This window comes from Streptomyces sp. AM25, assembly GCF_058146165.1.
This window is the reverse complement of record NZ_JBKIWN010000129.1, coordinates 1-1,337: the sequence shown is the minus strand read 5'-3', so window position 1 is coordinate 1,337 and position 1,337 is coordinate 1. Positions and strand designations below refer to the sequence as shown.

1 protein-coding gene is annotated in these 1,337 nt (G+C 58.9%); it reads right to left on the bottom strand.

Going from position 1 to position 1,337, the window contains the following annotated elements; all coding sequences use genetic code 11:
* Positions 1-220 precede the first annotated feature (220 nt).
* A complete protein-coding gene (locus ACLHRZ_RS37215) occupies positions 221-1,252 on the bottom strand; it encodes a hypothetical protein (RefSeq protein ID WP_490423007.1) in 1,032 nt (343 codons plus the stop codon).
* Positions 1,253-1,337 lie beyond the last annotated feature (85 nt).

The window sequence follows — 1,337 nt, the reverse complement described above, 5'->3', positions numbered from 1 at the left end:
CCGGACCGTCGCTTCGAGAGCCTGATGGGGCCCGTCACGGAGGTGGCACCGGACTTTGACCAGGCCGTTCGATCCATGGGTTACGACGGCACGTTCTCGGGCGCCTATCTCACCTGACTGCAAAGTGGTCAGGGAAATCCAAGAGCTGCAACGGGAGATAGACACCCACGAGGCTTACTTCCACTGTCATGGAAACCAACTCGTCATTACTTCCACGACGTCAGCGATTCCGCTCGGATGTGTTCGAAGAAACGCGATCACGATGGTCACCAGCAAGGTCATCACGAACAAGATGGTCGTGACGACGAGTCCACCCATCACGCCCCTGTCGCAGATTCGCCAACCGGATACCGAGTTGGTCGAGCCATCCAACACTCGACTGCCACCCAGCATGATCTGTCGGCCAGATAACGGCACATCGTTCGGCATGTGCAAGCTCGATCACATCACCATCAGGTCGTCCAGACAGGAGGATAGCTCGCTGTGGGTTTGGCAGAAAACGAGTGTAGTCGGCCATCTGGCCGATCGCGTTACTAACCTCCCGTCGCTCGGGCTGCACCTTTGCCTCGATAAGAAGGAAGGCGGAGTCCACCCAGATATCGGTGAACATCGGCGCATGGTCGGCGGTGTGCCGAATCTGGATGCGTTGGGTGGGGTAGCCATGGCTGTCCAGGAACTCGCAGAATCGGAGGACCAGTTCGTTCTCAGGGCGGATCCCATGGCGCACTGATGCACTACTGTGCAGCAGGTCGCTTCGCTCGACAGGCTTCAGGGTGATCACGTCCGGGTCGCAGAGGCTCTCAAGCTGGCCAGGCACGTGTGCAACGATCTCGGTCGGACGAAGTTTGAAGACCGGCACGTGCAGTGGTCTCCCTTCGGGACCGGAAAGCGTCACTGGAAGACAAACGTCTTCCAGCGTGAATTCGTCGATGTATCGATAAACCTGCCCACCCATTTCAAATAGATGGATCGGCTTGCCTCGTTCAGCCTCTACGACAACGCGGTCATTGTGTCGTGGGTCTGAGGCGCCGAGGTAGTAGTAGAAACCGTCCGGCCGCCAACCGTGGTCAGCCCACTTCCACGCATTGCGGGTCTTGAGTCCAACGTGCGGGAGACCCGCCCCCGTGAGCATGCCGGCCTGCGGACCGACGACACGTGTCTCGATGAGACGATCTCTCTTTTGGAAGTCCCCGGGCCGCATCCGAAGATGTCCTGATGCTGTCAGCGGGCTTGTGTTTGCCCAGTTCAGCATGCATCCTCCCCCTCGTCGTTCAATCGCACGACCACGGCTGCAACTCGTGGAGACTCTACCGACCATCACCACAACACCCACAGCC

Bases quoted from the DNA above. Each gene is read 5' to 3' on its own strand.
- ACLHRZ_RS37215 (WP_490423007.1), bottom strand. From the start codon at position 1,252: ATGCTGAACTGGGCAAACACAAGCCCGCTGACAGCATCAGGACATCTT.